The 8,224-nt window shown below is 76.0% G+C and carries 9 protein-coding genes and 1 pseudogene; 6 read left to right on the forward strand and 4 right to left on the reverse strand.

All coding sequences use genetic code 11. The features are described 5' to 3' along the window. Positions 1-726, reverse strand: a pseudogene (locus F9B16_RS46885) (hypothetical protein); the annotation flags it as partial. 311 nt (positions 727-1,037) lie between these two features. On the opposite strand from F9B16_RS46885, the gene rsgA reads away from it, so the two are divergent. Both rsgA and F9B16_RS46895 read left to right on the forward strand, forming a co-directional pair. Further along, on the forward strand, positions 1,038-2,120 hold the full coding sequence (gene rsgA, locus F9B16_RS46890; protein WP_225992574.1) for a ribosome small subunit-dependent GTPase A: 1,083 nt from the start codon (positions 1,038-1,040) through the stop codon (positions 2,118-2,120). Further along, complete coding sequence (locus F9B16_RS46895) at positions 2,117-2,629, forward strand: GNAT family N-acetyltransferase (protein WP_151546749.1); 513 nt, start codon at positions 2,117-2,119, stop codon at positions 2,627-2,629. Before rsgA ends, F9B16_RS46895 begins: the two co-directional genes overlap by 4 nt. 70 nt (positions 2,630-2,699) lie before the next feature. Here the strand turns inward: F9B16_RS46895 and F9B16_RS46900 are convergent, their stop codons facing one another. Then, positions 2,700-3,542 carry an ABC transporter permease gene (locus tag F9B16_RS46900; RefSeq protein ID WP_151546750.1) on the reverse strand — a complete coding sequence of 281 codons (843 nt, stop codon included), beginning with the start codon at positions 3,540-3,542 and terminating at the stop codon, positions 2,700-2,702. Next, the gene (locus tag F9B16_RS46905; RefSeq protein WP_151546751.1) at positions 3,539-4,561 is read right to left on the reverse strand and encodes an ATP-binding cassette domain-containing protein; all 1,023 of its coding nucleotides are present in this window, start codon (positions 4,559-4,561) and stop codon (positions 3,539-3,541) included. Before F9B16_RS46905 ends, F9B16_RS46900 begins: the two co-directional genes overlap by 4 nt. A 126-nt stretch (positions 4,562-4,687) precedes the next feature. Between F9B16_RS46905 and F9B16_RS46910 the strand changes: the two genes are divergently transcribed. Then, positions 4,688-5,398: a TetR/AcrR family transcriptional regulator gene (locus tag F9B16_RS46910; protein WP_151546752.1), complete on the forward strand. Its 711-nt coding sequence runs from the start codon at positions 4,688-4,690 to the stop codon at positions 5,396-5,398. 47 nt (positions 5,399-5,445) lie between these two features. Here the strand turns inward: F9B16_RS46910 and F9B16_RS46915 are convergent, their stop codons facing one another. Next, positions 5,446-5,994 carry an AAA family ATPase gene (locus F9B16_RS46915; protein WP_192809341.1) on the reverse strand — a complete coding sequence of 183 codons (549 nt, stop codon included), beginning with the start codon at positions 5,992-5,994 and terminating at the stop codon, positions 5,446-5,448. A gap of 130 nt (positions 5,995-6,124) precedes the next feature. On the opposite strand from F9B16_RS46915, the gene F9B16_RS46920 reads away from it, so the two are divergent. From F9B16_RS46920 to F9B16_RS46930, 3 genes are all read left to right on the forward strand, one after another. After that, the gene (locus F9B16_RS46920; protein WP_225992575.1) at positions 6,125-6,616 is read left to right on the forward strand and encodes a helix-turn-helix domain-containing protein; all 492 of its coding nucleotides are present in this window, start codon (positions 6,125-6,127) and stop codon (positions 6,614-6,616) included. Then, positions 6,609-6,977: a DUF4180 domain-containing protein gene (locus F9B16_RS46925; RefSeq protein ID WP_151546753.1), complete on the forward strand. Its 369-nt coding sequence runs from the start codon at positions 6,609-6,611 to the stop codon at positions 6,975-6,977. Before F9B16_RS46920 ends, F9B16_RS46925 begins: the two co-directional genes overlap by 8 nt. Before the next feature lie 492 nt (positions 6,978-7,469). Then, a complete protein-coding gene (locus F9B16_RS46930) occupies positions 7,470-8,174 on the forward strand; it encodes an iron-containing redox enzyme family protein (RefSeq protein ID WP_192809342.1) in 705 nt (234 codons plus the stop codon). Positions 8,175-8,224 lie beyond the last annotated feature (50 nt).

The following is an 8,224-nucleotide window of genomic DNA, read 5'->3' on the forward strand; positions in this document are numbered from 1 at the left end:
CAGGTCCCGGGCGGTCTCGCGGGCCGTCTCGCGGACGACGCGTCCGACGAGGTCGCGGCCGGCGACGAGGGCGGCGTCGACGGCCGCGTCGGCGACGGCGTCGATGGCGGTGTCCACGACGGCGCGGGTGGCGGCCTGCACGGCGGGCGAGGCGGCGGCGCTGGTCATGGTGCGGCCCGCCATGTCCAGGGCGGTGGCGGTGGCGGCGCGGGCGAGGGGGCTGCGGGCGGCCAGGCGGCGCGCGGCGACCGCCATGGGGTGCTGGGCGGCCTGCTCGGCGAGGGTCATCGCGGCGGTGGCGGCCTCGACGGCGGGCGCGGTGGCGGGGTTGGCCTCGGCGGCGGCGCGGGCCTCCCGGACGGCCTTCTCGGCGGCGGCCGAGGCGGCCTTGACGGCGGCGTCGCGGGCGGCCTTCTCCACGGCGCGCATCACCGGGGTGCCGGCCATCTGCTCGACGATCCGGGCGGCGGCGAGGGACGCGGCGTCGCGGGCGGCGTGCCGGACGGGTTCGCTGACGGTGGTGGCGAGGCGGGCGGCGCCGCCGGCGACGGGCGCGAGGCCGTTCCACAGCTCTTCCAGGCGTTCGGCGGCGGCCTGGTCGGCGCGCTCGGCGAGGCCGCGCTCCTGCGGGCGCGTCTCGGGCCGGTGCGGCTCGGGCCGGTTCCGCCCGTGCGGGCGCGGCTGCGGCTCGTGCGGCCGCCGGTCCCGCTGGTCCCTTTCGTCCACGGTCACGTCCCCCATCACGTTCCGCCGCCTCAAATCACCATACTTTCCGTTTACCCGTTCCACTCCCCTTCGCCCGCGGCCGGGCCCGGGCGCACCCCTGGGGCCCGGGAAAATCGGTTGGCCCGGGCATGGGGCGGGCGGCTAGGGTGGCGGGCGGAACCGAAAGGGGGGTGAGGTCGGATGGCCGTCGTCGCGGTCGCTGCTGCGTGCGGCAGCCACAGCCTCCTCATCTCCCGGGCCTCCGGCTGACCCCGGTCCGTTCCGTCCGGCGCGCTCGCCGAGGCCCCTTTCCTGTGAAGGGTTCCATTCCGTTGTCTTCTTTCGACGGGTCCGCCCTGTCCGCCTACGGCTGGGACGAGACCCTGGAGCACGATTTCCTTGCGCACCGCGCGGCCGGGCTGGTGCCGGCGCGGGTCGCCGCGGTGGACCGCGGCCTGTGCGACGTGGTGACCGAGTCGGGTCCGGGCCGGGCGTCGGCCGGGGCGCTCGGGTCGCCGGACGATCCGGCGGCGGCGCCGTGCACGGGCGACTGGGCGGCGCTGCGCCCGGACGGCCCGGACGGGCGCCCGGTGCTGGCGGCGCTGCTGCCGCGCCGCACCGCGATCGTCCGGTCGTCGGCGGCGCGGGACTCGCGCGGCCAGGTGCTGGCCGCCAACGTCGACACCGTCGCGATCGCGGTGCCGCTGGTGCCGGACCCGGATCTCGGGCGGCTGGAGCGGATGCTGGCGCTGGCCTGGGAGAGCGGTGCCCGGCCGGTGGTGGTGCTCACCAAGGCCGACCAGGCCGCCTCCCGCGCCGAGGCGGAGGCGGACGTCGCCGCCGCCGCTCCGGGCGTGGACGTGGTGGCGTGCAGCGCCGCGACCGGCGACGGCGTGGACGTCGTCGCGGCGGTCCTGTCGGGCACGGTGGTGCTGGTCGGGCCGTCGGGCGCGGGCAAGTCCACGCTCGGCAACGCGCTGCTGGGCTCGGGCGTGCTCGCCACGGGCGACGTCCGCGCATCGGACGGCAAGGGCCGGCACACCACCGTCCGGCGGGAGCTGCTGCCGCTGCCGGGCGGCGGCGTCCTGATCGACACACCGGGGCTGCGGGGCGTCGGGCTGTACGACGCCGGCGACGGGCTGCGGCAGGCGTTCGCCGACATCGAGGAGCTGGCCGGGGCGTGCCGGTTCGGCGACTGCGCGCACCTGGCCGAGCCGGGCTGCGCGGTGCTGGCGGCGGCCGCGGACGGGTCGCTGCCGCAGCGGCGGCTGGACAGCTACCGCAAGCTGCTGCGGGAGAACGCGTGGATCGCCTCGCGGACCGACGCGCGGCTGCGCGCCGAGCAGCGCGACAAGTGGAAGGCCGTCAGCCGCTGGCAGCGGCAGATGTACAAGGAGCGGGGGCGCGGCCGGTGAGCGGGACGTGGGCGACGCGGCCGGAGACGGCGGCGGACCAGGCGGCGGTGCGCCGGGTGCTGGAGGCGGCGTTCCCGACGGCCGGGGAGGCCGATCTGGTGGACGCGCTGCGCCGGGACCCGGCGTGGCTGCCGGGCCTGGCGTTCGTGGCCGAGGCCCCCGGCGGGCGCGTCGCCGGGTACGCGCTGCTGACGCGCTGCCGGGTCGGCGGTGCGGACGCGCTGGCGCTGGCGCCGGTGGCGGTGCTGCCCGGGGATCAGCGGCGCGGTGCGGGCGGCGCGGCGGTCCGCGCGGTCCTCGCGGCGGCGGAGCGGCGCGGTGAGCGGCTGGTGGTGGTGCTGGGGCATCCCGGCTACTACCCGCGGTTCGGGTTCGCGCGGGCGTCGTCGCTGGGGATCTCGGCCGGGTTCGAGGTGCCGGACGAGGCGCTGATGGCGCTGGTGCTCGGCGGCGGCCCGGGCCCGGTGCCGTCCGGTGTGATCGAGTACGCGGCGCCGTTCGGCGTGTGAGCGCGCGGGCCGCGCCCCCGGGCAGGACGTCGCCGGGGGCGCGGCCCGTCCGGTCGCGGGCTCGTCCCCGTCAGCGGCCGCGCCGGTGGAAGGTGCGGACCGACAGCGGCGCGAACACCGCGGTCAGCGCGATCGACCACAGCAGCGTCGCGGCGACGGGGTGCGCGAGGGGCCAGGCGAGGTCGGTGTGGGCGGCGGGCGCGCCGGGGTTGCCGAACAGCTGCCGGCAGGCGGCGGTGGCGGCGCTGACGGGGTTCCAGTCGGCGACGGCCCGCAGCCAGCCGGGCATCCCGCCGGTCGGGACGAAGGAGTTCGACAGCATGGTGACCGGGAACACCAGCGGGACGAACTGGTCGGCGGTCTGCTCGTTCCTCACCACCAGCCCGAGGAAGCAGCCGGCCCAGCTGAGCGCGTGCCGCAGCAGCACCAGCAGCAGGAACGCCTCGGCGGTGGGCCATAGGCCGCGGTGCGCGCGCCATCCGACGACCAGGCCGGTGGCGGCCATGATGACCAGCGCGAGGACCCCGTTGAGCAGGTCGGCGCCGGCCTGCCCGAACGGCACGGCCGAGCGCGCCATCGGCATGGCGCGGAACCGGTCCATGACGCCGCGGGAGGCGTCGGTGGCGACCCGCATGGTGACGGCCATGACGGAGGTGAACGACACCATGACGAACAGGCCGGGCATCAGGTACTCGCGGTAGTTGCCGCCGCCGGGGACGGTGATGGCGCTGCCGAACACGTACCCGAACAGCACCACCATGACGGCGGGGAAGATCAGCGCGGCGATCAGCTCGCCGGGTTCCTGGCGCAGCCGGCCGAGCTCGCGCCCGACGAGGGTGAGGCCGTCGGCGGCGGTCCAGCGCAGCCGCGCCGCGAGGGACGACGGGCGGGCGGGCAGGGCGGGGGCGCTCATCGGACGGTCTCCTTCCGCCGGCCGGGCTGGTCGGCGTGCTGGTCGGCGTCGGCGGCGGCGTCGGCGGCGGGGTCGGCGGCGGGGTCGGCGTCGCGGCCGGTGAGGCGCAGGAACACCTCGTCCAGGGTGGGGCGGCGCAGGCCGACGTCCTCGGCGGCGACGCCGGCGCGGTCGAGTTCGCGGACGACGTCGGCGAGCCGGACGGCGCCGCGGGTGAGCGGCACGGTGAGCCGGGCGCCGTCCAGGTCGGGGTGGGCGCCGGCGAGGCCGGCCAGGACGCGGGCGGCCTCGCCGGCGTCGGCGGGGTCGGCGAGGGCGACGTCGAGCCGGTCGCCGATGGAGGCCTTCAGCTCGTCGGGGGTGCCGCCGGCGATGACGCGGCCGTGGTCGATGACGACGACGTCGTCGGCGAGGCGGTCGGCCTCGTCCAGGTACTGGGTGGTGAGCAGGACGGTGGTGCCGTCGGCGACCAGGCCGCGGACGGCGTCCCAGATCTCGCCGCGGCTGCGCGGGTCCAGGCCGGTGGTGGGCTCGTCCAGGAACAGCACCCGGGGCCGCAGGATGAGGCTGGTGATCAGGTCGAGGCGGCGGCGCATGCCGCCGGAGTAGCCCTGCACCTGCCGGTCGGCGGCCTCCATCAGCCCGAACCGCTCCAGCAGCTCGTCGGCGCGGCGGCGGGCCTCGCGGCGGGGCAGGTGGTAGAGGCGGCCGAACATGCGCAGGTTGCCGCGTCCGGTGAGCTTCTCGTCGACGGCGGCGTACTGGCCGGCGAGGCCGATGGCGGCGCGGACCCGGTCGGGTTCGGCGGCGACGTCGTGGCCGGCGACGCGGGCGCGGCCGGAGTCGGCGTCGGCGAGGGTGGCGAGGATCCGCACGGCGGTGGTCTTGCCGGCGCCGTTGGGGCCGAGCAGCCCGCAGACGGTGCCGGGGGCGACGGCCAGGTCCAGGCCGTCCAGGGCCTTGGTGCCGCCGTAGCGCTTGTGCAGCGCCTCGGCCGACACGATCGGTTCGTCCGGCATCATCGCCTCCATTGGGTACGCCGTACGCGGTTGAGTGACGCCAGGCTAAACAACCGAGTACGATGTACGCAACCAGAATCCGCGGGAGGAGCCGGACGGGGTCCCGCGAGCGGCGGAGGGAGCACGGTGGCGGACGTCGAGGCGGTCAGCATCTTCGCGGTCCCCGAACGGCAGGGCCGCGGCCCCAGGCCCGCCTACAGCCGCGCGCAGATCACCGAGGCGGCGGTGCGGATCGCCGACGCCGACGGGCTGGAGGCGGCGTCGATGCGGCGGATCGCCGCCGAGCTCGGCACCGGCGCGATGTCGCTGTACCGCTACGTCCCCTCCCGCGACGACCTGATCGAGCTGATGTACGACCACGTCGTCGGCACCCTGGACGTCCCGGACCGGCCGACCGGCGACTGGCGCGCCGACCTGGCGCTGGTCGCCCGCAACACCCGCGAGATGTGGCTGGCGCACCCGTGGCTGGCCGACCTGCACCGCGCCCGCCCGACGTTCGGCCCGAACCAGCTGCGGATCCTGGAGTTCGGCTTCGGCGCCCTGGACGTCGGCATCCCGGTCGACGACATCATCACGCTGGTGACCATGCTGAACGGCTACGTCGTCACCACCGTCCGCGCCGAGATCGAACGCGAGCGCGAGCGGCTCCGCACGGGCACGACGATCCAGGACCTGATGCGCCAGAGCTCCCCCTACGTCCAGCAGCTCCTCGACGCCGGCGAGCACCCGATGTTCGCCCGGGTGGTGAAGGACGCGGCGCTGCCGCACATGGAGCCCGCCGAGCAGTTCGCCTACGGGCTGGAGCGCGTCCTGGACTGCATCGCCTCCTGCCTGTGACGCCCCCGCCCCGCCCCGCCGCGTGCGCCGTGCCGGTCGGGCCGGGGTCAGGGCAGGCGGTAGGCGCCGGACTGCATCCCGCGCTCGACGGCCCGCGCGGTCTGCTCGGGGGTGAGGGCCGCGGAGTCCAGGACGCGGGGCTCGTGCTCGCCGAGGTCGGCGAACTCCTCGAACATCCGCAGGACCGGTCCGGGTTCGGTGAGCGCGCCGGGCCCGCGGCCGGTGGCGCGGGCGAGCACGGTGTCGCGGTCGGGTCGCAGCACCACGTAGTGCAGGGGGACGCCGGCGCCGGCGGCGGCGCGGCGGAACGGGCCGAGGAACCACGGCCCGATGACCCCGTCGAACACCACGTGGTAGCCGCCGGCGGCGTATCCGGCGGCCGCGGCGGCCTGGACGGCGACGACGGTCTCGTTCTGCCGCTGGGCCTCGGGCAGGTAGGGCGGGATCGCGCCCTGGGCGATTACGGCGAAGAAGTCGTCGCCGTGCAGGCGCACGCTCGGTGCGAGCCGTCCGGCCAGCAGCCGGGCGACGGTGCTCTTCCCGGCGCCGCACGGCCCGGTCAGCACGGTGACCGTCCCGCGTTCCCGGTCCGCCATCCCTCGCCTCTCCCCCGTGTGCCGCTGTGCGTCCGTTGGGCCACGCTACGCCCGCGCCGGCCGTTCCAGCATCCGGGTTATGTTCCGCAAACTTCCTCATCTGACCGTTCTTAGGGTAGTTTGCGGAGTGATGGCGGAGCGAATGTATTCGGTGGAGGAGGTCGCGGACCTCCTCGGGCTGCACGTGCGGACGGTGCGCGGCTACATCCGGGCCGGGCGGCTGGAGGCAGTGCGGATCGGCAAGCAGTACCGGATTTCCGCGGCGGCGCTGGAGGCGCTGACCGGGGGGCCGCGCCCGGCCGGCGGCGAGCGGGGCGGCGGACCGGGCGGCGGGGGCGCGGAGCGGGCGGAGGTGTCGAGCATCGTGCAGGTCGACGGGGTCGGCCGCGTCGCCGCCGACCGGCTCGCCACCGTCGTGCTGGCCGGGGTGAACACCGGGCGCGGTGGCGGGGGCGCGGTGCGCGTCCAGACCGTCCACGACGAGGAGCGCGGGCGCATGAAGATCGTGGTGCTGGGTGGGGTGGCGGCCACCGCGGAGGTGCTGCGGCTGATCGAGGCGGTGCTGGACGGCGGCGTCCTGGAGGACGGCCCGGCCGGCGGGAGGGAGGACGGCGATGGCTGACGAGGTGCGGGAGCGGGCGGGCGTGCAGGTGCTGATGTGCGACCCGGACGGGCCGCCGGTCGCCACCGAGCAGGACGCGCTCGACCTGATCGGGGCGGTGTTCCTGGGCGCGCAGGTGGTGGCGGTGCCGGCGGCGCGGCTGGACGGGCGGTTCTTCTCGCTCGGCACGCGGTTCGCGGGCGAGGTCATGCAGAAGTTCGTGAACTACCGGCTGCGGCTGGCGGTCGTCGGGGACATCTCGCGGCACCTGGCGCAGAGCCCGGCACTGCGCGCGCTGGTGCGGGAGTCGAACGCGGGCGACCACGTCTGGTTCGTCGCCGACCTGGAGGAGCTGGACGACCGGCTGCGCGCGGTGGCCTGACCGCGGTGGCCCGGTCGCGGGCTGAGCGGCGACGATGCGGGCGATGGCGGCGCGGGTCCGGCCCCGGGTGCGGATGCGGGCGCGTCCGGGGCGTCGCGTATCGGCGTCGGCGGCGGGTTCGGTGAGATTCTCACGGCCGGATCCGGCCATCGGGGCGGGCGGTATCGGTCCCGGCGCCGGGGCCGGGGTGCACGGCAGAAACGCGTGGGGCGGGGGGTGTTGCGATAAAGGCGCAGCCCGTCCCGTCACCGGCCGGGAAATACCATACGGCGGCACGGTCGTGCAAGGTGTCGCGGCGGCAACGGTAATGGGCCGGTGAAGGCGATATTGGGCGGGCGATGAACGTCGGTTAGGTTCTGCAGTTAGCGTGTCGCATCGCGCGTCCGCGGGCCTTGGCCCCGGCGGGCCCGCCCGCGGGCGTGAAAGCGTCGAAACCCCGCCTCGACGTGCGGCGATGACGGACACGAAATGGCCGCAGATCATTGGAGAAACATGACCTCGCTCGCTGGATCCGCCGTATCGGCCGACCTCCTCGCCCACGCCCGGGTAACGCTGGACGACAGCGCGTTCTTTTCCGATCTGCGGACGGGAAAGGCTCCGATCGAGGTGGTCCGCGACGTTTTCGGGCAGTACTACCTGTGGCGGAACCAATTTCACCGGTGGCTCGGCGTCTGCGTGGTGAAGAGCCCGGCGTTCGGTACCGAGTTCGACGCCTCGCGGGTGCTGTCGGGGCTGACCTCGCACATCGAGGAGGAGGTCGGCGGGGACCATCACGGCCTGGCGGTGCGGATGCTGCGGGCGCTGGGCGTCCGGCGGCCGTCGTCGGTGGCGCCGCTGCCGGTGACCGCCGCCTACTGCGCGTCGTTCCCCGACCGGTTCCTGGCCCCCGAGCGCGACGGCGCGGAGGCCGTCGCGGCGCTGGCGGGCCGCGAGATCGCCAGCCCCGTCCGCAACCGCGTGGTCATCGACGCACTCGCCGCGCACTACGGGGTGGTCTCGGGGCTGGAGTTCCTCAGCCTGCACGAGACCAAGGGGCCTGAAACGTTCGCGGCGCTGTGGGACGTGCTGGTCAACGGCTACTTCGCCGATGAGGCGCTGATGGCGCGGGCGGCGCGCCGGGAGATCGGCGAGCACGTGGCGTTCTGGGACGAGGTGTACGCGCAGCTGTCGCGCACCCTCACCGCCGCCCCCGCCTGAGCACCCCCCGGCCGACCGGCGCGCCCGCCCGCCTGCGGCGCGCCGCGCCG

The organism is Actinomadura montaniterrae (genome assembly GCF_008923365.1).
Taxonomy (GTDB): Bacteria; Actinomycetota; Actinomycetes; order Streptosporangiales; family Streptosporangiaceae; genus Spirillospora; species Spirillospora montaniterrae.

Excerpts from the sequence above, each read along its gene's own strand:
- F9B16_RS46900 (WP_151546750.1), bottom strand. The coding sequence starts at position 3,542 with ATGAGCGCCCCCGCCCTGCCCGCCCGCCCGTCGTCCCTCGCGGCGCGG.
- F9B16_RS46905 (WP_151546751.1), bottom strand. The coding sequence starts at position 4,561 with ATGCCGGACGAACCGATCGTGTCGGCCGAGGCGCTGCACAAGCGCTAC.
- F9B16_RS46915 (WP_192809341.1), bottom strand. The coding sequence starts at position 5,994 with ATGGCGGACCGGGAACGCGGGACGGTCACCGTGCTGACCGGGCCGTGC.
- F9B16_RS46920 (WP_225992575.1), top strand. The coding sequence starts at position 6,125 with ATGGCGGAGCGAATGTATTCGGTGGAGGAGGTCGCGGACCTCCTCGGG.
- F9B16_RS46925 (WP_151546753.1), top strand. The coding sequence starts at position 6,609 with ATGGCTGACGAGGTGCGGGAGCGGGCGGGCGTGCAGGTGCTGATGTGC.
- F9B16_RS46930 (WP_192809342.1), top strand. The coding sequence starts at position 7,470 with ATGACCTCGCTCGCTGGATCCGCCGTATCGGCCGACCTCCTCGCCCAC.